The 22163-nt window shown below is 57.5% G+C and carries 29 protein-coding genes and 1 pseudogene; 4 read left to right on the top strand and 26 right to left on the bottom strand.

Features of this window, described 5'->3' with window-relative positions; translation table 11 throughout:
- Nucleotides 1-306, bottom strand: a complete 306-nt coding sequence (locus KBY73_RS03825) for a hypothetical protein (protein ID WP_254935783.1) — start codon at nucleotides 304-306, stop codon at nucleotides 1-3.
- Between the two features lie 28 nt (nucleotides 307-334).
- Here KBY73_RS03825 and KBY73_RS03830 point away from each other — a divergent pair, with 28 nt between their 5' ends.
- Nucleotides 335-643, top strand: a complete 309-nt coding sequence (locus KBY73_RS03830; protein WP_254935784.1) for a hypothetical protein — start codon at nucleotides 335-337, stop codon at nucleotides 641-643.
- Here KBY73_RS03830 and KBY73_RS15120 read toward each other — a convergent pair.
- The 20 genes and pseudogenes from KBY73_RS15120 to KBY73_RS03925 form a co-directional block, all read right to left on the bottom strand.
- Nucleotides 623-718 (bottom strand): annotated as a pseudogene (locus KBY73_RS15120) (hypothetical protein); the annotation flags it as partial. The gene KBY73_RS03830 and the pseudogene KBY73_RS15120 overlap by 21 nt on opposite strands.
- A gap of 144 nt (nucleotides 719-862) precedes the next feature.
- On the bottom strand, nucleotides 863-1972 hold the full coding sequence (locus KBY73_RS03835) for a hypothetical protein (RefSeq protein ID WP_254935785.1): 1110 nt from the start codon (nucleotides 1970-1972) through the stop codon (nucleotides 863-865).
- A 38-nt stretch (nucleotides 1973-2010) separates the two neighbouring features.
- Nucleotides 2011-3126, bottom strand: a complete 1116-nt coding sequence (locus tag KBY73_RS03840) for a DegT/DnrJ/EryC1/StrS aminotransferase family protein (RefSeq protein WP_254935786.1) — start codon at nucleotides 3124-3126, stop codon at nucleotides 2011-2013.
- The gene (locus tag KBY73_RS03845; RefSeq protein ID WP_254935787.1) at nucleotides 3123-3869 is read right to left on the bottom strand and encodes a class I SAM-dependent methyltransferase; all 747 of its coding nucleotides are present in this window, start codon (nucleotides 3867-3869) and stop codon (nucleotides 3123-3125) included. Before KBY73_RS03845 ends, KBY73_RS03840 begins: the two co-directional genes overlap by 4 nt.
- Nucleotides 3870-3899: 30 nt before the next feature.
- Nucleotides 3900-4724, bottom strand: a complete 825-nt coding sequence (locus tag KBY73_RS03850) for a nucleotidyl transferase AbiEii/AbiGii toxin family protein (RefSeq protein ID WP_254935788.1) — start codon at nucleotides 4722-4724, stop codon at nucleotides 3900-3902.
- Nucleotides 4725-4783: 59 nt separating this feature from the next.
- On the bottom strand, nucleotides 4784-5596 hold the full coding sequence (locus KBY73_RS03855; protein WP_254935789.1) for a type IV toxin-antitoxin system AbiEi family antitoxin: 813 nt from the start codon (nucleotides 5594-5596) through the stop codon (nucleotides 4784-4786).
- A 203-nt stretch (nucleotides 5597-5799) separates the two neighbouring features.
- A complete protein-coding gene (locus KBY73_RS03860) occupies nucleotides 5800-6114 on the bottom strand; it encodes a hypothetical protein (RefSeq protein ID WP_254935790.1) in 315 nt (104 codons plus the stop codon).
- A 132-nt stretch (nucleotides 6115-6246) separates the two neighbouring features.
- Nucleotides 6247-7248 carry a glycosyltransferase family 2 protein gene (locus KBY73_RS03865; protein ID WP_254935791.1) on the bottom strand — a complete coding sequence of 334 codons (1002 nt, stop codon included), beginning with the start codon at nucleotides 7246-7248 and terminating at the stop codon, nucleotides 6247-6249.
- Nucleotides 7245-7757, bottom strand: coding sequence for a class I SAM-dependent methyltransferase (locus KBY73_RS03870; protein ID WP_254935792.1), 513 nt, complete (start codon nucleotides 7755-7757; stop codon nucleotides 7245-7247). The genes KBY73_RS03865 and KBY73_RS03870 overlap by 4 nt, the downstream gene beginning before the upstream one ends.
- Before the next feature lie 104 nt (nucleotides 7758-7861).
- Nucleotides 7862-9079, bottom strand: a complete 1218-nt coding sequence (locus tag KBY73_RS03875) for a hypothetical protein (RefSeq protein ID WP_254935793.1) — start codon at nucleotides 9077-9079, stop codon at nucleotides 7862-7864.
- Nucleotides 9076-10416, bottom strand: coding sequence for an ABC transporter ATP-binding protein (locus KBY73_RS03880; RefSeq protein WP_254935794.1), 1341 nt, complete (start codon nucleotides 10414-10416; stop codon nucleotides 9076-9078). The genes KBY73_RS03875 and KBY73_RS03880 overlap by 4 nt, the downstream gene beginning before the upstream one ends.
- A 40-nt stretch (nucleotides 10417-10456) precedes the next feature.
- Nucleotides 10457-10927: an RES family NAD+ phosphorylase gene (locus KBY73_RS03885; RefSeq protein ID WP_254935795.1), complete on the bottom strand. Its 471-nt coding sequence runs from the start codon at nucleotides 10925-10927 to the stop codon at nucleotides 10457-10459.
- Nucleotides 10924-11340, bottom strand: a complete 417-nt coding sequence (locus KBY73_RS03890; RefSeq protein ID WP_254935796.1) for an antitoxin Xre/MbcA/ParS toxin-binding domain-containing protein — start codon at nucleotides 11338-11340, stop codon at nucleotides 10924-10926. The genes KBY73_RS03885 and KBY73_RS03890 overlap by 4 nt, the downstream gene beginning before the upstream one ends.
- A gap of 138 nt (nucleotides 11341-11478) precedes the next feature.
- Nucleotides 11479-12339, bottom strand: a complete 861-nt coding sequence (locus KBY73_RS03895) for an ABC transporter permease (RefSeq protein WP_254935797.1) — start codon at nucleotides 12337-12339, stop codon at nucleotides 11479-11481.
- Nucleotides 12340-12373: 34 nt separating this feature from the next.
- Nucleotides 12374-12553, bottom strand: a complete 180-nt coding sequence (locus tag KBY73_RS03900) for a type II toxin-antitoxin system RelE/ParE family toxin (RefSeq protein ID WP_254935798.1) — start codon at nucleotides 12551-12553, stop codon at nucleotides 12374-12376.
- Nucleotides 12554-12605: 52 nt separating this feature from the next.
- Nucleotides 12606-12827, bottom strand: coding sequence for a ribbon-helix-helix protein, CopG family (locus tag KBY73_RS03905; RefSeq protein ID WP_254935799.1), 222 nt, complete (start codon nucleotides 12825-12827; stop codon nucleotides 12606-12608).
- 177 nt (nucleotides 12828-13004) lie between these two features.
- A complete protein-coding gene (locus KBY73_RS03910; RefSeq protein WP_254935800.1) occupies nucleotides 13005-13211 on the bottom strand; it encodes a hypothetical protein in 207 nt (68 codons plus the stop codon).
- Nucleotides 13212-13290: 79 nt separating this feature from the next.
- A complete protein-coding gene (locus tag KBY73_RS03915; RefSeq protein ID WP_254935801.1) occupies nucleotides 13291-13452 on the bottom strand; it encodes an AbrB/MazE/SpoVT family DNA-binding domain-containing protein in 162 nt (53 codons plus the stop codon).
- Between the two features lie 60 nt (nucleotides 13453-13512).
- The gene (locus KBY73_RS03920; RefSeq protein WP_254935802.1) at nucleotides 13513-14235 is read right to left on the bottom strand and encodes an RES family NAD+ phosphorylase; all 723 of its coding nucleotides are present in this window, start codon (nucleotides 14233-14235) and stop codon (nucleotides 13513-13515) included.
- Entirely contained in the window at nucleotides 14228-14593 is a 366-nt protein-coding gene (locus KBY73_RS03925; protein WP_254935803.1) for an MbcA/ParS/Xre antitoxin family protein, read from the bottom strand. Before KBY73_RS03925 ends, KBY73_RS03920 begins: the two co-directional genes overlap by 8 nt.
- Nucleotides 14594-14788: 195 nt before the next feature.
- Here KBY73_RS03925 and KBY73_RS03930 point away from each other — a divergent pair, with 195 nt between their 5' ends.
- The gene (locus tag KBY73_RS03930) at nucleotides 14789-16228 is read left to right on the top strand and encodes a hypothetical protein (protein ID WP_254935804.1); all 1440 of its coding nucleotides are present in this window, start codon (nucleotides 14789-14791) and stop codon (nucleotides 16226-16228) included.
- 225 nt (nucleotides 16229-16453) lie between these two features.
- On the opposite strand, the gene KBY73_RS03935 is transcribed toward KBY73_RS03930, so the two are convergent.
- The 3 genes from KBY73_RS03935 to rseP all read right to left on the bottom strand — a co-directional run bounded on the left by KBY73_RS03935 (nucleotide 16454) and on the right by rseP (nucleotide 20189).
- A complete protein-coding gene (locus KBY73_RS03935) occupies nucleotides 16454-18580 on the bottom strand; it encodes a polyribonucleotide nucleotidyltransferase (RefSeq protein ID WP_254935805.1) in 2127 nt (708 codons plus the stop codon).
- A gap of 143 nt (nucleotides 18581-18723) precedes the next feature.
- Nucleotides 18724-19026 carry a 30S ribosomal protein S14 gene (rpsN, locus tag KBY73_RS03940; RefSeq protein ID WP_254935806.1) on the bottom strand — a complete coding sequence of 101 codons (303 nt, stop codon included), beginning with the start codon at nucleotides 19024-19026 and terminating at the stop codon, nucleotides 18724-18726.
- Between the two features lie 74 nt (nucleotides 19027-19100).
- Entirely contained in the window at nucleotides 19101-20189 is a 1089-nt protein-coding gene (gene rseP / locus KBY73_RS03945; RefSeq protein WP_254935807.1) for an RIP metalloprotease RseP, read from the bottom strand.
- A 194-nt stretch (nucleotides 20190-20383) separates the two neighbouring features.
- On the opposite strand from rseP, the gene KBY73_RS03950 reads away from it, so the two are divergent.
- The gene (locus KBY73_RS03950; protein WP_254935808.1) at nucleotides 20384-21229 is read left to right on the top strand and encodes a neuromedin U; all 846 of its coding nucleotides are present in this window, start codon (nucleotides 20384-20386) and stop codon (nucleotides 21227-21229) included.
- Nucleotides 21230-21240: 11 nt separating this feature from the next.
- Here the strand turns inward: KBY73_RS03950 and KBY73_RS03955 are convergent, their stop codons facing one another.
- Nucleotides 21241-21510: a Txe/YoeB family addiction module toxin gene (locus KBY73_RS03955; protein ID WP_254935809.1), complete on the bottom strand. Its 270-nt coding sequence runs from the start codon at nucleotides 21508-21510 to the stop codon at nucleotides 21241-21243.
- On the bottom strand, nucleotides 21507-21749 hold the full coding sequence (locus KBY73_RS03960; RefSeq protein ID WP_254935810.1) for a type II toxin-antitoxin system Phd/YefM family antitoxin: 243 nt from the start codon (nucleotides 21747-21749) through the stop codon (nucleotides 21507-21509). Before KBY73_RS03960 ends, KBY73_RS03955 begins: the two co-directional genes overlap by 4 nt.
- 207 nt (nucleotides 21750-21956) lie before the next feature.
- Between KBY73_RS03960 and KBY73_RS03965 the strand changes: the two genes are divergently transcribed.
- Nucleotides 21957-22091, top strand: coding sequence for a hypothetical protein (locus KBY73_RS03965; RefSeq protein ID WP_254935811.1), 135 nt, complete (start codon nucleotides 21957-21959; stop codon nucleotides 22089-22091).
- Nucleotides 22092-22163 lie beyond the last annotated feature (72 nt).

The following is a 22163-nucleotide window of genomic DNA, read 5'->3' on the forward strand; positions in this document are numbered from 1 at the left end:
TTAACGGGGCTTCTGCGCCTCGATGAATAACGACTCGGTGCCCTTGCGCGGCTGGCCATCGGCAGCCAGGTCGAGCGGATGGAAGGGGAAATCGGAATGGTGGCTGGTGGATGCCGTGCAGCGCTCGATCGCCACGAAACCACTGGCACTCAACAAATGCATGAGGCTGTGGGCGTCGTAGAGCCAGTGATGGCGCTCGACCACGCTCATGTTCTGCTCGCGGAAGGCGCGCGGCAGCAGCTTGATCACGGCCAGCATCCAGAGGCGCTCGGCAAAGGCTGGTAGCCGCCGCAGGATCGCGCGCAAGGTGCGCCTTTCGGTGGGCGGGGGGGGAATGCATCAGTTCTTCACCAGCGCGTTCGCGCACGAAGGCCTTGCTGCTTTCGTTTCCCCGGGGATCAGCCTTCAGGCTTTGGTAGTAGCAACCCAATGCTCCGCAGGATTGACGCCGTACACACTGATCCAGCAGCTCCAGCACCATGAAATAGGCCTTCTCGTACTCACCTTGGTCGAGAGGCTGAAGATAATTGCGGCAGAGATTCTTCAGATCGGGCACCACCAGCCTGAGCAGGCCACCGGGTTTAAGAATGCGCCAGCACTGCTGAAGGAATGGTGCCACCAGATCGCGCGGGATGTGCTCTAGAAAGTGGGAAGAGTAGACTAAGCGCGCAGTTACGTCTGCCAAAGGCAAGCGGACAAGAAGATTGGCAGGCTGCACTGCGGAGCTGGTGCTGGCATAATCCAGGTTGAGCCTGTCGGAGCCTTACACATAGACGCCTCCGCAGGCAAAGTTAATGTTTTTTCTCATAGCCTGGCCCATTCATTCTGAAGCGGATTAGATATGCCGAGCGCGTCTTTCGCGCTAAATCGAGATCGATAGAAGACTGAGGGATTCGACCATCGACTTGTCATGGCTAAATTCAAGCGAGGCAGCAAGGCACCTTTTCTGGTATTCAGTATAATTATTGCTGATTTCATTCAGTGCGGTCGCAAGCTCGTGACAATCTCTAACAACCTTCCCTATCCCCTTTCCATTTACGAAGGCATGGGAATGAGAGGCATTGACCACAACTGGCTTCCCGCAAGCCAATGCATCATATAGTTTGCCAGCAGATCCAAGAGCGAGGCGGAGATTGTTATTCGACTGGGAAAATCCTACGAATACAGAGTCTGAACCATTGTAGATCATCCATTTTTTCGAAGAATCTACAAGATCAGTAGAGACGTAAATAGATCCAGTGTAGAGTTTTTCAAGGCTTCTAGCAAGCTCGGCCTGCCTGGGATCTGTGAACCAACCGTGAAGCACTATTGCAAATCTTTTTGGCAAAAGCGGAGCGCAACCAAGCAGAAAATGCAGCAACGTATCTTCATTCAAGGTTCCAACACATAGCAGAATAAAAACACTATCGTCTATGCCGAATCTATCTCTGAAGTATCTAGAATCACTAGAAGGAATTGGCTTCCTTGGCGAATTGTATACCACTGACAACCTTTTTACTCCCAAGCTGGTTCTTAGATAATTGCAACGCATTAAATCTTGCGATATCACCAAATCACACCAATGCGCCCCTAGTCGCTCTAACATTTTCAAAAGGAAATATCTTAAGCGGCTCCGCAATCTCAGTTCGGCGTTGCTATTTTTTTCGAGGAATTCAAGAGAGAAGTAGACTTTCTTAACTTTTACGAACAAAGCGCCTGCAAGGTAGAAGAGTGATTGATGGTCGAAGAAGAATATTAAGTCTGATTTTTTTATAGCACTTCTTAGAATAGAGAATTTGCCAAAAACATCAAGTTTTCGCGCCTCTTCAGGCGGAATGCCTAATAAGCAGCCTCTTAGATGCGAAGGAAAAGGAAATCGGTCAAGGTCGGCATTTGGGGCGTAGATGACAACTCTCCAGCCTTCTTCGGCAAAAAGGCTAGCGGCGTTTAGCAATGGCGTCGATATTCCAGCCCAGGAATATCGAGCAATCATAACAACGGTTCTATGCGATGTTGGTAGTTGAGGAGTAATCAACGGAAATGCTGCAAAACAATAGTTGCGACTCTGCTTATCTGGCAATCCGTGAGAGCAAGTCCACTTGGCAAATACAAACCAGAGGCAGATAGACCCTCTGCAATGGGCAGTTCTACTCCTTCAAATAAGCCCTGCTTCAGAAATACTGGCTGTCTGTGAATAGGGAAAAAGAATGGCCTTGTGCCAATCCCTGCTTCACTGAGATACTCGATTAAGCCGGAACGGCTAAGACTGGAATTGTTTAGAACAATGGCAAAAACCCAGTAGAGGTTGGCGGCATAAGGTAGTTGCCCCAGAGGAAGCTGAAGCCCGACAACATTGGAAAAATACTCGGAGTAGTTCACGCCAATCTGTCGCTTTCTTACCAGCGAGGCATCAAGGTTCTCCAGTTGCGCCAACCCCAATGCCGCCTGAATATTCGTCATCCGGTAATTCCACCCCAGCTCTTCGTGCACGAAACGCTGCTTAGCCTGAAAGCAAAGGTTGCGGAGCGAACGGCAGCGCTCGGCTAAGGCGGGGTCGTCAGTGACGCACATCCCCCCTTCACCAGTGGTGATGTGCTTATTGGGATAGAAGCTGAAGGTGCTGATGTGGCCAAAGGAACCGCAGGGTTTGCCCCTGTAGGTGCCACCGATCAGTTCCGCGGCATCTTCGATTACGGCCAAGCCGTGGCGGTCGGCCAGATCGAGGATCGGATCCATATCTACAGGCAGACCGTAGATGTGCACAACCATGATCGCGGCGGTGCGGGGGGTGATGGCGGCGGCCACCTGTTCGGGCACCATGTTCCAGGTGTCGGGGTCGGCGTCGACCACCACGGGGGTGGCGCCGGCGCGCACGATGGCGGCGGCGCAAGAGATGATCGTGAAGGTGGGCAGAATTACCTCGTCGCCGGGGCCCAGCTTGAGAGCAGCCACGGCGATGTCGAGGGCGGCGCTGCCGTTGGCGCAGGCGATGCCGTGCTGGCGACCCACCCGGCGGCTGAAGGCTTCCTCGAACTGGCTCACGAACGGGCCTTCAGAGGAGATCCAGCCGGTGTTGAGGCACTCCATCACCAGCTCTTTTTCCCGCTCGCCGATTACGGGTTCGTTGACGGGGATGAAGTCAGTCATCGCTTGCGCAGCACCAGGCACACGCCCCAGGTGGCCTCCGATGGCGCGGCACCAGTGAGCCATTCCTCGGCGGTGAGGCGCTCGAAGCCGGCGGCTTCTGCCAGGAGGTCGAGCTCGGGGAGGGAGAAGTGGCGCATCGGGTGCGTTTCCTCGAAGGAGTGGAAGGCGCCGGTGGTGAGGTCTTGGGCCATCACGGTGTAGTGCACATCCACGCGGTTGGCGTTGGGGTGGAGTGTGGGCTCGGCGATGCGGGTGATGGCGAGATCGGTGGTTTGCAGGCGCTTGACGCGCAGTTCGGGCCGCCGGGCGGCCACGGCGGGGGAGTACCACACGTCGAACAAGAACAGGCCGCCTGAATCGAGGTGGTGGGCGGCGTTGGCAAACACGGCCTGCACGGCGGGGTTGGTGGTTTGGTAACTCACCACATGGAACAACGCGAGAACCGCGTTGAAGCGCCGCGGCAGCTGGGTGGTGGTGATGTCGCCCTGCTGGCAGCTGAAGCCTTCGGCCTGCTGGGCGGCGGCCACCATGGCGGCGCTGCGCTCGAGGCCATGGACGCGGTAGCCGCGGGAGGCGAGCAGGCAGCCGTGGCGCCCGGTGCCGGAGCCGTAATCGAGCAGGTCGCGGCCAGCGATGCCGTGGCGCTGGAGCAGCTGATCCACATAGGCGGCTTCAGCGGCGGAGTCTTTCCCCTGATAGAGGAGGTCGTAGTAGCGGCTGCTGAGCTCGAAGGGCTGGCTCATGGCTTGATCATGGCATGGAGCTTACGTACCTCAAGCACCCAGCATTTCTGCGAAAACATTAGATCGATTTTGGGCATGATACTGCTCGATTACAGCCGTTGAGTTTTTCCAAGGAGCACCTGATAAGCCCACAACAAGGCGTAGCCAGAGCGTCTTGAAAGCCTGCAAAGCATGGTTTTGCTCATACTCCACATGGCTGGGCAGCAGTGGGTTGATGTCACCCACCAAGCTCCTGTTTAACTTCTTCAGCAAAATTTCCTCCACGTTGGCGCGCGTGAACGATGGGGCCGTACTTCCCAGGTAGTGCTGAAAGCAAGCAAGAATCGCTGCATCATCAAGATCGAGTCGATCAAAGGCCTGGCCTAGATCAAACAGATCTCGATCTTTACGTCGCTGCAGTAAGGCCCGAAACTTGGTGGCAATCAACTCCTCAGCGACATAAGAAAGCAGATTTGCGTTTCCGCTAAACCAAGGGTTTTCGAGCGTGAAAGGGTAATGGGCCAGATGAAGGCAAGCCTGGTGTTCCAGGGTATTGATTTCAATCTTGAGTCTTCGAGTTTCTTCTCCGACTGCGCCAACTGGCGAATAGAGATAGAGCAGTTTGATCGTCTGGCCACTCTGCTTCACATCGCGATCAAGGCCCAGCCACTGCAGTGCATCACCGATGGCCTGCAGCAGCGGCTTGATGGGGCCTGGCTGCAAAAAGATCAGGTCGATATCTTCTGAATAGCGCAGAGGCTCGGGCATCAACAGCTTGTGGATCGCTGTGCCACCTCGAAAAGCCAACCGCTCTTGCAGACCAGGGTGGCTGAAGAGATCGTGCAGTGCCCGTGAAATGATGAGATCCTGCTCCACCTGGCGAGGATCCGGCCATGGTGCCTGGAGCGCCCAGGCCTGAACGAACCCTTCAGGTATCAATCGTCAAGCTCCAGGCTGTGATTCACGATCACCTTCCATGTCGTATCTCTGGTAGTCATCGGCATGTCATCAGCCAACAAAGGATCGGCCTCTGGAGGGCTAAGCGGCACCCAATTTTTGGAGACAGCGGCAAAGGGCTGGAGCGCTTCAGCCAGGTGTGGATGCCCCAGCGTTTGCAGAAGGTAGCCCAGGCGGCGGATCGTGGTGCTTTCCAGCCATGGGGCCAACTCAGCAAGTCGATCGGGCCGTGCCTGGTCTGCCAGATCCTTGACGATCTGGGCGGCATGGTCGATCCCACCCAGCTGCCGCACGTAGCGGAGGCAGTCGGCAAGGGTGAGCTCGATGCCGGCCATGGTCGCGTATCCCCGCGGTGTGGGGATCACATCGATCAAGGGGGGGCGGTTCACAGCGGCGAACAGCTCGGGCTGCTGATGCAGAAAGCGCACCTGCACACGACCCTTCTGAATCGGCCTCAGCAGGCGTGGCGTGATCACCTGCACAGCCATTGCAGCCTGATGGCTGGATCCATGCAGGGCAGCAGCACGCCAGAGGGAAACCCGGTAGGCATTGCCCAGGAACTGCATCAGCGGATCGAGCCAGTGCATGGGATCTGGAAGTCCATAGATACCGTCTTCAGGCCGCAGCAGCACATAGAAGCCGGGGTGGAGCCGGGCGATGGATCCATTGCGAAGCTGGCGGGTGATGCAAGCTGCAAGGGCTGGTTGCGACCCGCCGAGGCGATGACGAAGCTCACCGGCAGAGATGCACTGCCGGCCTTCTGCCTGCAGCCGCAGAAGACAGTCCGCCAACCCTGGCATACGTCGCTCTCGAACCACCCACAAGGCCAGGGTAATCCTGCTGCCAGATCGTCAACAGAATTCAATGCAGAGTATCGAGTTTTGCAAACGGCCTGGGGGCATTAAGGGGTTTTGAGGCTGCTGGCGTGTTTACGGTTGGCGAGGGGCAGAGCGCCGGAAGGTGCCGCTGGAGCTGCTGAGCTCAAAGGGCTCGCTCATGGTTTGATCACAGCCTGATCGGCGCTGATGCCCTCAAAACGGGTTTTATCATTGTCGCCGGCGTAGGGGCCCTGCTTCACCTCGATCATCTCGGTGGGTTCGAGCATCTCGAAGCCATGGCCACCGTAGGCGAGCAGGATCACGTCGCCGGTTTCAAGGACGCGGCTTTCGAGATAGGTGTGGTCGTCGTCGTAGAAGTCGACCCGCACGCGGCCGGATCTGATGAACAGCACCTCCTTGGTGTATTGCACCTCGCGGGCCACGGGGTTGTGGACGTGGGGAGGGATCACATAGCCGCTAGGGCGGTTCATGTACCCCAGTTGCTGGGAGAAATCGCCAGGAGTAAAAAAGTCAATTCCCTCCTGGTGAAATTGTGTTCGCAGCAGAACAGCAAGCGTTCGACCCTTATGTACTATCGCTTCAATTAAATTTGCTGTCATGGATTAGAAGTAGGTTTCTTTGTGAACCCAGGCTCTAACTTCTGGATCCGATTCATAGGCCGACTGATGATATGCGAATCCTTCCTTGTAGCCCTCATGGAAAGCTGCTTGTGCAGGATTTAATGTGGAAGCCGACGGTGTAGACCATCCAAGTGCCTTTTTCTTAGCAGCTCTGAGCTTATTCCGAAGTCTTGGCATGAGCTTTTGATGGCTACTAGGCGGCGTAATGGAATGCACTTTGGGGGCATTTCTTAGGCAAGTGTAGGAATCGGAAACCCCTTGATTGAACCCTCTCTTCCGGAAATACCCCAAAGTCATTCGCTCCGGAGTTACTTTGTGATAAACTGATGCTCGTGAATCAAACATGCACTTAAGTTTATTGTCGGCAATATATTTGGAAACGTGAGTTTCACCATCTCCCCGAAAACGGATCAGGTCTTGAGGCATTCCGTCCGGGTGAAAGCCGCCAGCTGCAATTAGCACGTCCCTACGGATAGCAAAATTGCAACCCCAAACCATATACGGGCTTATTGGATACTTACCATTGGCTTGCTCTTGAATGCTGAGCCAAGGTAAAGAGTGAACATCATCGCCACGAGAGTTCCAAAGGCTATCCAGCCATCGCGGGTATGTCCCATAAAAAATGGGGACACTATTCCCGCCAAGCATGGCTAGGTCATCGGAGCTAAAGTTCTCAATGATTGCCGAAAGCCAAGTATCAGTAACTTCAACATCATCATCTAAAAATACAAGAATTGAGCCACGGGCAACTGAGCATCCTCGATGACGACCAGCGTGGAGTCCCGGGCTGGCCTCATGCAAATAGGTATAGTTGCGGAAATGAGATCCCAGAGACTTGCAGACTAGGTGTGTGCTGTCTTTTGACCCATTATCAACAATAATAAGTTCCGAATCTTCAAACTCTTTGCATTGAGACGCTAGGGACAAGACCGCGCTACCAAGAAGACTCGCTCTATTCCGAGTAGGAATTATAATTGAGATCACGGCTTCTTGCTAAGAGTTCCCCACCACATATTTGGCAAAGAGCCGACCTTAGTTGTTACGTGGCGTACTTCCTCAGCAATTACTCTTTGCACGCCAGTAGCCCAGCCAACATCATGAAATATCACTACAGAACCCTCTCGAAGTAAACTCTTATACGTATCCCAGTCTTGCTTTGCACCCTCATAACTATGATCCCCGTCAATGAAGAGTAAGTCCAAGGAATCCGTTAAGCCGTAGACATTATCTTTTACCATATTGCTCCATCCTCGGACTGGAATAATGAACTTCGAGAACCTCATTGTATTAGATTTAAATTCATTAAACGTATCCATTGCGCCTTCGCTCATTGCGTCATTCTCCCAAGTATCTATGCAAAGCAAACGGCCTTTGTTTGAGTTAATGCCCGCCGCTATTGCACATGAAGAAGCTCCTAAATAAGAGCCAACCTCCATGGCGTTAATTCTTCGCTTGGCCAACCTGTAAAGAGTGATTAACTCAGTGGTGGTCAAGTGCGTCTTACAATGAAATGCTGGGGCAAGGCGGGAGTATAGAACATCTTTTAATGCAGGGTATCGGTCTATTGCTTTTAATGAAAGAAAGTCTCGTGTGTTTTTCATTGTTCGTACCCAGGGCATCTTGTTAGGTTAAAACTCTCGCCAATGCCGAGATGCCTCGCCATATACATTAAACTTAGTGTCCTAAACCATGTTGGAAGCATGGCACCCTGATTAATTAGGCTCATAGTCTGCGGGGATCCATATACAAACGACTCATTTAGCCTAAATACAAATCCACCGTCATCTACCATGTTTGCAGTGACCCACTTAAAGGCAAGGTTGAGTGCCTTATTTATCTTTCTTTTCATGCTTTGACTAACGAATGGGAATGCTCTTATCAAAATATCTATTGAATCTATATCTTCACAGGCGCTTGAATTTGTAGCAACACCGAAGCCGCCAAGGCCATTCTGAGTTTTTAGCACAGTCTTTATGATTTGATCCCAATTAAAGGAATAAAATCCATCATAAAAAAAGAGTGGAAAAAGGTGATAAGCAAACTGAACAAGCCTTGATCTCTGCCTTGGATTATCTACATCAAGATTTCCCCACATACCTGTTTGGGGATTTATTCTTTCAAAAAGAATAGATTTCATAGAATTTAATGAATCAGCGGCATTTTTATCTTGCCATTGATCTCGTTGGTATTGAAGCAGGCATCCTATATTCATGATCTTATTGTCAACATCTGAGTCGCCGAGCCTACGCTCATGCCACTCAATGCTATTCAGCCATGAGGATATCTGTCTTGTCGAAAATTCAGAAAGGAAGTTGAATGGTTTACTGGGCCTAGACCCTAGTGCTGTATATCCACTTATCATATGAAGTGCCAGATGGCGAGCTCCCCACCAATCGGAATCATCATATATTTCATTGTACACCGAAGGATCAATAAATAAGCCATTCTGGCTCTGATAAGAATCAAAATAATGCGCCCAACTATGCCTTATGCTGTTGGGAATACCGGACAATTCGCCGAGTATGCTCAGTGTCATTAATGCGTATACTGATGCATAAAGTGATGTCTCTGTTGACGTCTTTGAATAATAGTATTCAAAGCTGGAATCATGTTTGCGGTGATTGTCAAGGAAGGCAAGGACTTTTCCCTTAAACTTATAATACTTGAAACTTTTAACGCTATTGCCTTTCTGTTTAACTCTTTTCTTGAGATGAAGCAGTTGGGATGTGTTTCTAACTTTGCTAGTTACCGATCTATAGTATTCTTTTGCTTTTTGTGGAGCAATTCGACTCAGCTGAGGTATGAGATATGTCATTTAACGATATCAACATGGGACAATGAGCTGACAACCGCTTCGGCTCTTAATGCTGCGACACCATCCTCTTTGGTAAGTAAATAGCCGGTCTTGTAAATATCTGATTGCATTATTGAAAAATCAATGCAATCTTCGACTTTGTCTGCGAGTGTGCCTTGGTGGCTTCCAAGGGAAACTGTCAGGACATATTGCCCGGGCGTCAATTGATTGCATTCAATTCTAAACTCAACTTCTCCGGATGACGGTATATTATGTGGAGGCTGAAATGCCATATAAGTGTTAAATCCTCCTACTCTAATCCCCTCGGTTGTCTTTACAATAAAACCTGCGCCAGCCAGCGAATCTGCTTCACTAGCTTGGTATTTTATTCTTAGCTTAAGGCATTCATTTTGCTTGAAGTCTCTATTTGGAGTTTTATCTTTTCCAAAGAGGGCCGCCGATATTAGGATGTTTTTGGCGCCTCTTATTCTATTTTTGTGGTTGCTTAGGTCGACAAAGCCAGCTCCCCTTTCGTATCCGCTAGAGAGATATTTTTGTATGCAATCGACTGAGGACCCTAAGTATTGGATTTTCCCTTCGTTCAGCCAAATGCCTTTGCTGCAAAGTTCGCCTAGGACGCCCATGCTATGGCTAACAAAAAGCACAGTCCTCCCTTCTCCTGATACGTCTTTCATTTTCCCTAAACACTTCTTCTGAAAACTGGCATCCCCCACCGCCAGCACCTCATCCACCACAAGGATCTCCGGCTCCAGATACGCCGCCACCGCAAACGCCAGCCGCACATACATGCCGCTGGAGTAGCGCTTAACCGGTGTGTCTAAGAATTTCTCCACCTCGGCGAAATCTACGATCTTATCAAACTTGGCACGGATCTCCCGCCGCATCATCCCCAAGATGGCGCCATTCAGATAAATGTTCTCCCGGCCCGTGAGCTCCGGGTGGAAGCCCGTGCCCACCTCCAGCAGGCTTGCCACCCTTCCCAGGATCTCCACTCGGCCCGTGGAGGGTTCGGTGATGCGGCTGAGGATCTTCAGCAGGGTGCTCTTGCCCGCCCCATTGCGGCCGATGATCCCAACCCGCTCACCCCGGCGGATCTCGAAGCTCACATCCTTCAGCGCCCAGAACTCCTCTTCGCTTTCGGATCGCTCCTTCGCCGCCTGGCGCTGGGCCTTGCGCAATTGCCCCGCCAGCGTGAAGGGGTTCAGCAGCCGGCCAGCTGCCTTGGCCTGGCGGGCCACCACATCGCGCAGGGCCGTGTAGCGCTCGCCTTGCTCGTGATGGAGGGAGTACTTCTTACCGAGTCCCTCTACCCGGATCACTACGTCGGAATCGCTCATGCAGGGAGGTGCGGGGTCATAAAGAAAGAAAGAGGGTGGGTCAGCCCAGCCGTTGATCCAGCTGGAAGGGCTCCTGGTGCACCAGCGCCACCTGGGCCATGGCTGGGTGCAGGGGATTAAGCAGCAGGTTGCGGGCCTGAGGCACCACCACCGAGGGCAGCACCAGGCCTAGCTGTTGCCCGGTCCGCAGCCATTCGCCTCCAAACGCGGCGCTGGCCTGGCCATGCGGGATGGCGTTCCAGCCCTCCGACAGGACCGTGGGATCGGCCTTGCCGATCAGCCCCGGCGTATCGGGCACGTCGAAACCACACAGCACAAGTGGGGCGCTGAGCACACCGTTGAGGTGCATCAACACTTCCAGCAAGGTGATCTCGGGTGTCATCCCCAGGTACACCGCCCGCTGCCCTGGTTGGTTCCAGCGCTGGCCATCGCGAGCCGCTCCCTGGCCCGTGAGATCTCCGGAGTAGCGGGCCTTGCTCAGTCGCCAGGCTCTAATCACACCCTCGCTCACACCGGTGCGCCTTGCTCCAGGGCCATTAGCAGCCGCCGCACCTGGCCCGCGCCGATCGCCGTGCGGCAGTGCTGCAGTGGGCTCGCCTGATGCAGCAGCGGGTGGGGTGCCTTGAGCCAAGCCTCGGTGCTGGCTGGCTGCTCAAACACGCCGTAGGCCAAGCTGATCACCTCCACCAGTCGGTCCAACCTCTCGGAGGCCACCAGATCCAGGACCACCTGCTCGCGGCTGCGGCGAGCCATCGTGGCCTCCGAGAGGGCCAGCAATGGTTCCAGGTCTGCCGGCTTGAGGTGCAGATGCTGCCGCAGGGCCGCCAGCCAGCTGCTGCTCCAGCCCTGCTCAATCGCTGTCAAGCGCTGCTGCTCATCCAGGGCGCCGCGTTCAGCAGCGCGTTGCCAGAAGGCTTGGCTCAAGTTGGCTTCAGGGGCTTCTTCACGTGTGGGAACAGGGATTGCAGGTGCCAAGGGCAGAGGGCTCCGGGCGGCGTCATCTGAGGCGATGCTAGCCCCAAATGATGCAGACGGGTGAGACGCGGCTCCGATCGCGCGCACTCAGATCACATCCGCAAACCGCTTCTCCATGCGCCGGAACTGGCGGATGCCGGTAATTAGCAGCAGCAGCACGATCACCATCGATAGGCCAAAACCCAGCGGGTTGATATACGCTCCCCGGCCAATAATCGCCCAGCGAAACCCCTCGATCACGCCCACCATCGGGTTGAGCGCAAACAGCAGCTGCCACTTCTCGGGCACGATCGCGCTGGAGAAACCCACCGGGCTCACATACAGACCAAACTGCACCAGAAAGGGCACAACATAGCGGAAGTCGCGGTATTGCACATTCAGGCTGGCCAGCCACAGGCCCGCGCCCATACTTGCTGCAAAGGCCACCGCCACCCAGAGGGGGAGAGTCAAAAGACGCCAGCTCGGCCACCACTGATGCCAGAGCATCAGGCCAGCCAGGATCACAAAAGAGATCAGGAAGTCCACAAAGCTCGTGATCACCGCTGCTGCCGGCACTATCAACCGCGGGAAATACACTTTTGTAAGCAAGTTTGCGTTGGAGATGAGGCTCTCAGAGCAGCTGCTCAGTGCCGTGCTGAAAAACTGCCAGGGCAACATCGCCGCAAAAACCAAAATGGCGTAGGGCGCATTCCCCTCTGTGGGCAACTTGGCCAGTCGGCCAAAGATCACTGTGAACACCACCATGGTGAGAAACGGCCGAATCAGCGCCCAGGCCACGCCGATGAAGGTCTGCTTGTAGCGCACGGTGATGTCACGCCAGGCCAGGATCGCGAACAGCTCCCGGTAGCGCCACAGGTCTTTCCAGTACTGCTTCTCGATCCGGTTGGGCTCGAGCACCAGCCATTGTTTCGCGGGGTCGCGGGTGCGGGTGGCGGTGCGGGCGGGCATCAGGGTGATGGGTGGGATGGGGATATGGGATCCATCAGCGATAGACCTCGCGGCGATGGCCGATGCGCACCACCAGGATCACCAGTTCGCTGCGCTGCCATTCGTAGACCACGCGATAGTGGCCCACCCGTAGGCGTCGCAACCCTTCGAATTCACCCTTGAGCGCAGAGCCGGCGGCAGGTGTGTCGCAGAGCAGGTCGATCGCCTCAACCACCCGCAGGCGATCAGCTTTTGGGAGTGCGCCAAGCGCCTTGACCGCGGACCGTTTAATCCGCAGCGAGCAGCGCATCGCGCACCTCCGCCCAGTTGAGTACGGGGTCTGCCGGATCCTTCAGCGCTGCCACCCCGCAGCGCAGATCTTCAATGTCGTCGAGGTAGTACTCGATGGCCTGGCGGATGATGTCGGCCCGGCATCGGTTGAGTTGCTGGGCCGCCGCATCAAGCTCGGCGCCAAGGGCGTCGGGGAGGCGGGCCGTGACCTGAACCATGGGGAACGCCGCGAATTCGTGGCGATGTCAGTGACATTATTTTAGGGCGGCAGGCCGTGCGAGGCCGAGTGCAGGTGGAGCTTCCTTGGCGGGTGGCGGCTATCACGCTTGGCTGCCGCGTCAATCCGTACAGGCTGTACAGAATCCTGAACACTGCCGAATCAGGCGCCTGGCGGCTCAGGGGGAAGTCCGTCTGATGAGCTCAAAGAAGCAGACGCACCGGCTCACCGGCTGCAGCCAGAAGCCGCGCTGCCTCCTGGTCAAAGGTCGCCAGTTGGTCGCCGCCAAAAGCTGCAGCCCGGCGCGCACGCTGGAGCTGGCCAGCAGCGCTTCGATGGCGCCGATGCAGTCGCTGGAGCTGAAGCGATACACCCGCCGCAGCATCCACACCAGCTCGCACAGCCCTTGCCTAGATCGTCCTGCACCAGCGCCCGCACCAGCACGTTGGTGTCGGCCGTGATCCTCACAGGTTTGCGATTCCTGATTTGCGCTCGCCGCAGGGAAGTCCGGCCCAACCAGCCCAGCTGGCCTCCTGGAGCTCCTCCACATCAAGTCGTTGGCCGGGCTTCACACCGAGATGGGCCAGGAGCTCCTTGCGCAAGGTCACCTGGCCCTTGCTGGTCACCTTGAGGGATGTACCGCGAGATTGAGCTGGTTGCGCAGGCAGGCGTTGGTGCGGAATCGCTCATCCACTCGCAGCACGGCCTGGCCAGCGGCCTTCCACTAGGAACTGCTCCCGCAGGAGCGTGAACACTTGGCTCAGGCCAAACGAGGCAAAGGTCACCCCATCGGGGCGAATCTCCAGCGCCCAGTCCTGGAAGTCGAACGGGGTACTGGCAAATGCTGCTGGGGTGAGCACACCCACGCAGGGAGGCTCCAGCGGGGCACGGGCTGAGGGCACCTCGAAGGCTTCCACATCGAGCTGGCGGAGCTGTTTCCCCAGCGCCTGGCTGGCTTGGTAGCTGCAGGGATCGGTCACCCCCGCCAGTTCTGCTGCGTTCAGGCAGTGCTGCAGCTGCAGGCCCCGCTGCACCGCGATCTCTACCTGAAACGACGTTTGCTCGCGCTGGATCACCTTGCCGGCCGGCAGCGGTGAACCCTCCAGAAGTCGCAGGGCATGGAAGGCCCGCTCGGCCAACACCGTGCCCAGGCCCCTGGCCCCATAAAACAGCTCTCGCTGGTCGGCTGCGGTGAAACTGGAGCCGCTGCGCAATGGCGGATAGCGAAAGGGGGTGGTGAGCAGCCGGTGCTGCCCCGGCGGGGCCGGCGGCTTCACCGTGTCGATCAGGGCCTCCAGCCGTGCCTGCTCCTGCAGTGAATCGGTCCAGCGTTCGCTGGCCTGGTAGCCCTGGCGGTCGGTCATGCGCACCACCTGGCCCACCAGCGGCTGGAGATGGGCCTCAAGCACGCATCGCGTCGAGATAGGCCGCCACCCGCGCTAGGCCCTCCACCGAGGCCAGTAACTGGCTTGGTGCCTGCTCGCCCAGGTGCTGATTGGGCTGCTCCAGCCAGTGGCGCATCAGCTCCGGATCGGAACCCATCAGGGCATCGAGGCTGCGCATCACCCGCAGAAACAGCAGCCCCAGCTGCCCTTCCTTGCTCTGGGGCGGCAGGCCGCTGCGCTCCAGGCTGGTGCGGTGCCGGCCCACGATCGCTCCCAGATCCTCCTTGGAAAGGCCCACCTCACCTGCCGCACGCAGGCAGGCCTCGGCTATCAGTTGAGCATCAGCGGCCGAGGCGTCCTGCCGCCGCTCCAGAACGGTCATAATGTGCTTGATGCATGTGCACAAATCTTAGGCGCTTTCGAGCAAAAGCACCAAGCCGATCGCCATCGATAGGCCAAAACCCAGCGGGTTGAGCGGTGATAAGTCGCCCATAACCTGGTGTGTGAATCGTGCGCAGAAAATATCCTTAGGAGCACCATCACTCCCTAGGGTTCGCCCAATGGGTGCGGCACCTGGATGGATCGGGGATTACGGCAATACTTTGATGCCCATCCGTTGCGCTGGTATCCGGTCGTTTTGCTGGCTGGAGTTGGGGTGTCGCTGGCAGCGGGCTCACCTCTGCAGAAGTTTCAGCAGCAGCGTTGGGTTGAGATTTTGCTGGCGGTGGCGGTGTTGGCTTGGTGTTACCGGCCTGCCGCAGCGCGCTCGTTGGGACGTCCCCTGCTTTCTGGTTGGTATGGCCTAGGCCTGATCGGCTTTGGGGGGGTGGCGCTGGTTGGTAGTGCACTGGGACCGATCCCTTGGATTTCCCTCGGTTTTGTTGGCGTGGTTTTACTGCAATTTGGCTTGCTGCCCCTGCTTGTGGATGGCTGGCGCGAGCGGCGAGATGAAGGCATCCGGCTGCTTGCCCTGCTGGCAGTGGCCCTAGTGGGTATGGATGTGGGCCTGTGGCTGGTGATGCATGGCTTCGATTTGCAGCCCTACGCCTGGATGCGTCGTTTGAGCCCCAGCGGCCAGCTGGAAATGGAAACGCCCTATCTATTTCTCAATGCCCGTTGGGCTAATCAGGTGAGCCTGCTGCTGCTCTGGACGTTCATTCCCCTGCTGCAGCAGTTGCAGCAGGGGGTGATCAGAAGGCAACGGCGCTTCTGGTGGTTTGTTTGTTGGGCCGTGCCGCTGCTTTGCTGCACCCAGGTGGTGCTTAGCGAGGGAGATGGGGCCTTAATCGCTATCTTGCTGGCCCTGGTGGGCCTGCTGGTGCAACGGCGCAATGTCCGCGCTGTGCAGATCCTGGCCTGCTGTTTGGCTGCCGCGTTTGCTTTATCTCTGCTGCTCAACGAGGGAACTTTGCTGTTGCAATTTGGCCAGCGCGCCGGCACCGAGCTGCAGCAATCCCTCACGGCTCCCCCTAAGGGGGCCACCCTGCCGACGGTTTACAGGCTGCCCTACTGGCTGCTTTACCTCCGTCATGTTGCCGATGCACCCTTTTTTGGCCATGGCATTCCGGTGATTCAGGCCGGTTCACCTGTCTGCACCCCCCACAACATCTGGGTGGCTCTTCTCTACTGGACAGGTCTTGCTGGCACTGGTTTTGCCCTACTCCTCACGACCGGATTTGTGCCGTGGAGTCGTCAGCAATGGCGCCAAGCCAGCCCGATGGCCATGCCTCTGCTGGTTTCGTTGTTTGCTTATCAGCTAGTTGATGACATCTGGCTGCGGCCCCTTTCCTTGGCCCTGTTACTGGTGTTGTTAGCCAGCCTGCTGCCTGCTGATGCGCCACCATTGCCAGAGCCAGCAATGGTGAGGCGTTTCACGCTCTTTTTTGAGCAATATCGCCTGTTGGCCTTGCTTGGGGTGTTGCTGCTTTGTTTATCGGTGGCCATGCCTGGTGGTGCTGGCTTGGGCCCATCAGATCTGGTGAGCATGCCAGGCCAGATGTGTCTGTTGCTCTTCTAGGCCAGTCCTGAGGGGAGTGGTCGTTTTTTGCTGGTGGACTTAGCTAGGACTTAGCCCGCCTCTAAAAATGTTGTTGGCCCCTCCCCTGTCTTCAGTTTTTGTTGGCGCCAAGGCGAGTGAGCTCATTCAGGCGCTTATATCCAATAAAAAGCCGGCCTTGCAGGGCCGGCTCTAAGTGCTTGAGGCCAAATTTAGAAAGGGCCAGTTGGCGGCCCTCCCTTTCAATCACTCAGGGGCAGGAGCTTCGCTTTGGGGCACGCCGCGCAGGGTGAGGTTGATGCGGCCGCGGTTGTCGATTTCGCGCACGCGCACCGTTACCTGATCACCCACGTTCACCACATCTTCCACTTTTTCTACCCGGGCTTCGGAGAGTTGGGAGATGTGAATCATCCCTTCCTTGCCAGGCAGGATCTCCACGAAGGCACCGATCGGGATCACGCGGGTCACGGCACCGCTGAATACCTCGCCTTCGCTGATGCGACGGGTGAGGCCTTCGATGATGCGCTGGGCCTCTTCGGCGGCAGCGCCATCGTGGCTGGCAATCGTGACGATGCCGCCATCTTCGATGTCGATCTTGGTGTTGGTGCGCTCGGTGATGCCCTTGATCGTGCGGCCGCCGGGGCCGATCACGGTGCCGATCAGTTCTGGATCAATCCGGAAGCTGAGCAGGCGTGGGGCGTGGGGCGACATGGTGTCGCGGGGCTTGTCGATTGCCTCGAGCATTTTCTCGAGGATGTGCAGCCGGGCGGGGCGGGCTTGGTTAACAGCTTCAGCCACGGTTTTCATATTTAGGCCCGTGATCTTCATGTCCATCTGCAGGGCGGTGATGCCCTTTTCGGTGCCGGCCACCTTGAAGTCCATGTCGCCAAGGAAATCTTCGATGCCTTGGATGTCGGTGAGGATGCGTACCTCCTCGCCCTCCTTGATCAGGCCCATGGCGGCGCCGCTCACTGGTGCCTTGAGGGGCACGCCGGCATCCATCAGGGCGAGGGTGCTGCCGCACACCGAACCCATCGAGGTGGAGCCGTTGGAGCTGAGGCACTCCGACACCACGCGCAGCACGTAGGGGAAGGACTCCTTGTTGGGCAGCACGGGCACAATCGCCCGCTCAGCCAGGGCGCCGTGACCGATTTCGCGGCGGCCGGGGGAGCGCATCGGCTTGGTTTCGCCGGTGGAGTAGGGGGGGAAGTTGTAGTGGTGGAGGTAGTGCTTCTCGGTGGACGGGTTGAGGTCGTCCATTTCCTGGGAGTCGCTCGGGGTGCCGAGGGTGGCGCAGGAGAGCACCTGGGTGAGGCCGCGCTGGAACAACGCTGAGCCATGCACTCGCTTGGGCAGTACGCCGGCGGCGGCGCTGATCGGCCGCACTTCATCAAGGTTGCGGCCATCGACACGCTTGCCCTCCTGGAGGATCTGGGCGCGCATCAGCTTTTTGGTCAGGTCCTTGTAGCTGTTGCCAAGGGCCTTGCCGCTGGAGGCGGAGCGGATCGGGTCGTCTTCGGCTAGAGCGGCGATCTTCTCGCTCACCTCGGCCTTGATGGCGTCGAGCTTCTCGTCGCGTTCAGTTTTGGTTTGGGAGAACTGCTTGAGCACCTCACCGATGCCACCGGCACATTCCTGCTCAAGGAAGTTGGGCAGGGTGGGGTCGATGACCTGGGGTTCGGGGATCACCTGCTCGATGCCGAGCTCCTTGAGCAGGTTTTGCTGCGCCTTGATTAGTTCGCACACCGCTTCGTAGCCGAAGTCGATCGCCTCGATCACGTCCTGCTCGGGCAGCTGGTTGGCACCGGCTTCCACCATCACCACGCCCTGGGGCGTGCCAGCTACCACCAGATCAAGCTCGCTGCGCTCGATTTCGCGGAAGCTGGGGTTGAGCACGAAGTCGTCGCCGAGCAGGCCCACCCGCACGGTGGCCATGGGGCCATAGAAGGGGATGCCGGCCAGCAGGGTTGCCATCGAGGCGCCGGTGACGGCGAGCACATCGGGTGGCACGCGCTCATCGAGCGAGAGGCAGGTGGCCACGATCTGGATGTCGTCGCGCATCCAGCTGGGGAATAGGGGCCGGATCGGCCGATCGATCAGGCGGCAGGTGAGGATTGCCCGCTCAGAGGGACGGCCTTCGCGACGGAAAAAGCTGCCAGGGATGCGACCGGCGGCGTAGAGACGCTCTTCGTAATCGCAGGTTAGGGGCAGAAAATCGATGCCTGGGCGACCGCCGGAGCGGGTGGCGGTGACCAAAACCGAGGTATCACCACACTCAACCATCACCGAGCCCCCAGCCTGGGGGGCGAACCGACCGGTGGTCAGCCGGATCTCCCGACCATCGAAGGAGATCGACTGAGTTTGTCCTTGCACGTGCGCTTATGTCCTGTTGTTGTCAGGGACCATTCTCGCATTTAGGCCGTTACTACTGGGGCATCCTTCGCTTTTTATCGCGTTTATGGGCTTGCTTGGCCATAAAAAAAGCGCCCGTAGGCGCCTTTGGAATCTTTAGCTGATTACCAGGAAGACTTGACCACACCGGGCAGCTCACCCTTGTGGGCGCGCTCGCGCAGCTGGTTGCGGCACAGGCCGAAATCGCGGTAATAGCCGCGGGGCTTGCCGGTGGCCCAACAGCGGTTGCGCACGCGGTTGGGAGCGCTGTTGCGGGGCAGCAGCTGGATTTTGCGGTGGATTTCCAGACGCTCCATGGGATCTGCAGCGGCGTCGAAGGCTGCCTTGAGGGCAGAGCGCTTGGCGGCAAAACGCTCAACCATCTTCTTGCGCTTGACATCGCGCGCAATCATCGACTTCTTCGCCATGCGGCCTGAACTGCGATCGGATAAGTGCTTTCGAGCTTACCTTGCGGCGGTTCGGGCTACAGGGTGGGGCCAGATCAGCGCCCAAGCAGCTGCTGCACGACCGGCAGCTGGGAGGTGTCCTTGACGATTAGGACCACGCTTAAGCCAACCAGGAAGACAAAGCCCGACTGCATGAAAGCCATCTGAAAGCGCTCGGGCAGGGGCTTACCCCGCAGGCCCTCGAGCAGCAGAAACACAAACTGACCGCCATCGAGCAGGGGCAGCGGCAGGGCGTTGAGCACCGCCAGGTTGATCGAGATCAAGGCGGTGAAGATGAACAAGCTGCTGCCGCCCTGCTTGGCCAGCGACGCCCCCATCTCAACAATTTTTACCGGACCAGACACCTGGCCCGCGGTCTCGCCGAAGTGGGTGGCGAGGGTCACGAACCCTTCCACGGTGCGGCTGGTGAGGGCGGCGAAGTCGTGGTTGGCCTGGCGGAAGGGCTCCAGGGGCGTGCGGGCGGGACGGAAGGCCTCGGTGCCATTGGGTTGCAGCTGGGCGCCAATGCGGCCAACGCCGCCGAGATCGGCGGGGGTGAGCTGGAGGGGCAGGGTTTGGCCGTTGCGCTCGGCTTCCAGGCGCAGGGTTTGATCGGGGGCGGCCTTGATGCGCTCCACCAAGGCGGCAACGGCGCTTTGGCCGCCGCCAAGATCGCTGCCATTGAGGCTCAAGATGCGATCGCCCGGCTGGAGGCCTGCAGCTGCTGCGGCTAGGCCGGGTTGTACGCCACTCACCAGCACGCCGGGGCTGGCGCTGAAACCGGCGGGGATGCCGAGCACCAGGCCCTGGCCGAGCAGCACCGCATAGGCGAGCAGCATGTTGGCCAGCACGCCGGCGGCGATCACCAGGGCCCGCTGGGCTAGGGGCCGGTTGCTGAGCAGGTTGGGGTCGTTTTTGGGGATGGGGCTGTCTTCATCGTCATCGGGAAAAGCCACGAAGCCGCCCAGGGGAATGGCCCTTAGGGCGAATTGCACACCGCGGCGCTGGCGCTCAAACAGCACCGGCCCAAAGCCGATCGAAAAGCTGCTGACGCGGATCCCCTGCCAGGTGGCGGCAAAGAAGTGCCCCGCCTCGTGCACCACGATCAGCCCTGCCAGGATCGCTAGTGCTGTGAGAACGCCCATCCAGGCCCCGCTATTAATGCGTCCATTGTGCTGGGTTTGCCTGGGGGCAGGGGGGCGGCATGCACGCTTTGGCGCTGAACTAAGTCTTGGCTAAGTCCACTCGCTGCGGCCGTGGGTTCCCCGCCGAGCCCGGGCCGTGCCAGCAGCAGCGCGACCCCTAAGATCCCGCCTCAGCAGTAGTTGTTTTTACCTATATGAATCGCTTCTGGAGTGCCCTGATCTGCGCCACCTTGCTGCCACTTCCCGCAGCAGCAGAACCTCCACCGGCAGAGCCACCGGCAGAACAAAAAGCAGAGCAAGAAGCAGAGCAAGAAGCCCAAACCGAGGCGCTGGCGGCAGAGGCCCAGAACCCGATCTCAAATTTGGTCAGCGTTCCGTTTCAGTACAACCTCACCCCTGGCATCGGGCCCAATGAAAACCAAACCCAGAGCCTGCTGAATATTCAGCCAGTGGTGCCGTTTTCGCTCAGCCCGGATCTCACTTTGGTGACCCGCACGATCCTGCCGGTGCTGAGCCAGCCCACTGCTACGGGCAATCAAAATGGCATTGGCGATCTCAACCCCAGCTTCTTCTTCGTGCCCAAGGCTAGGGGCGCTTGGACCTTTGGTTTTGGCCCCACCTTGGTATTACCAACGGCTAGCGATAGCAGCCTGGGCCGGGGCAAGTGGTCTGCGGGGCCGGCGGCGGTGGCGGTGTACAGCAAGGGCCCCTGGGTGGCCGGGGCACTGCTGAACAACATCTGGTCGTTTGCAGGCAATAGCGATCGCAGCTCGGTGAGTGCTTTTTTGCTGCAGCCCTTCATTAATTACAACCTGCCCCATGGCTGGTATTTAGTGACCGCGCCGATCGTCACCGCCAACTGGCGGGCGGCCAGTGCTGACCAATGGATTCTGCCGGTGGGCGGCGGTGTGGGCCGCTTGTTTCGCATCGGCAAGCAACCGATTAATGCCTCGCTGCAGGCCTACGCCAATGTGGTGAAGCCTGACATTTTTGGTGATGTCACTATCAGGGCTCAGATTCAGTTTTTGTTTCCTAAGTAGGTGAGGCAGAACTATTCATAGTGGCTCCAGAGCCGCAGCACTTTGACGATGCGCTCGTTGTCGAGTACCTGGTATATCAACCGGCGCTGAATGTTGATGCGCCGTGAGCAGGCGCCGCGCAGATCACCAACAAGGGCTTCGTAGGGCGGTGGCTGTTGGTAGGGATCGTCCCGTAGGAGTCCCAGTAGGTTCTGGGCTTTCTGCTTGAGGGCCGGTGCTGCGCAGGCAAGTTTGCGGGCGTCTTTCTGAGCTTGCTTAGTGAATAGAACGGTCCAGCTCACCAGCCTGGTTCGCTGCTCAGCTCAGCAGGCGCGGTGGCCATGCCTTCAAGGATCGATTCGCGCATCCCTGGGATCGACCCCAGGTGCAGGGTCTCCTGGATGGCGCGCCAATCGTCTTCCGAGATCAGCACGGCATTGCTGCGTTTGCCGTTGATCTGCACCGGCTCATGGGACTGGCCCACTTCATCGATTAGCGCGTAGAGGCGCTTACGGGCTTCTGTGGCTGACACGCTGGCCATAGACTCCCCTCATGCGTACGTTAAAGCGTACCAGCCTCGCCCTTGAAACGCTGGTGCCCCGCTCCATGGAGCTGAGCTTGCAATGTGATTGCGTATCGAGGGGTTCGAGGTGATAGCGCCCATCAAGGCCAATACATAAACCGCTCCTTGTGCTGGGTTTGCCTCGGGCAGGGGGGCGGCATGCAATCTTTGACGCTGAACTAAGTCTTGGCTAAGTCCGCTTGCTTCGGCCGTGTGTTCCCCGCCGAAGCCGAGCTGTGGCAGCAGCAGCGCAACCCTTTAGTTGTGATTCAGTTAATGGTTCTTATTGGCCATAAGACCATCCTGCTGCGTATCGTCTGAAAACTGATTAAATTTTTTGCTGTTTGTGATTTCACGATCCTGGCCCAGATTCAGTTTTGGTTCCGGAAGTAA

Origin of the sequence: Cyanobium sp. Tous-M-B4 (assembly GCF_024345395.1) — a bacterium.
Classification (GTDB): domain Bacteria; phylum Cyanobacteriota; class Cyanobacteriia; order PCC-6307; family Cyanobiaceae; genus Cyanobium_A.